Origin of the sequence: Nocardiopsis valliformis DSM 45023 (assembly GCF_000340985.1) — a bacterium.
GTDB classification, from domain to species: domain Bacteria; phylum Actinomycetota; class Actinomycetes; order Streptosporangiales; family Streptosporangiaceae; genus Nocardiopsis; species Nocardiopsis exhalans.
On record NZ_ANAZ01000087.1, the window covers coordinates 1 to 570 of the forward strand.

1 protein-coding gene is annotated in these 570 nt (G+C 61.4%); it reads right to left on the bottom strand.

The features are described 5' to 3' along the window. On the bottom strand, positions 1–570 hold a 570-nt coding region (locus D457_RS0131625), incomplete at both ends, for a hypothetical protein (RefSeq protein ID WP_239646272.1).

Below are 570 nucleotides of genomic sequence, written 5' to 3' on the forward strand. Positions count from 1 at the left end.
CACCGGAGTTGGCGCGGCCCTTGTAGGTGTAGAAGAGAGTGGACTTACCGTCCTCATCAGCATCGGTCGGGAAGATCGACACCGTGATCTCACGCTTGGCGATCTCGGTCGCGTTCTCCGTCGACTCACCACGCTCAGCCACCTGCGCGTAGTTCGCCGACACCGTCCGCTTGATCAGATCACCCGTCCGCGTCTCGAACGCGATCATGAACCGCGCCTGCAGGTCCGGCACATGGATCCGACCCTCGTAACCACCCTCACCGTCGAAGTCCACACCATGACCCGGGTACATCAGGTCATACACCGTCTTGTTGTCCTCGAACGGCAGGAACTTGCGGGTCACCTTGAAGTTGTTGTGCGTCGAAGCCACCAGCACACCACCCCAGGCGTACAGGTCCTCCGACTCAGCCTCCACCGTCTCGGTGAAACCCTCCTCACCATCGAGCAGACCCACCTGCTCCCACTCCGCACCGAACGGACGCCCCTCCTGCGGAATCTCCGAACCCACCGGAGCGATGAACACATCCGCGTACGCCCACACACTCGCGTTAGCCGTGTTACCCATACTGA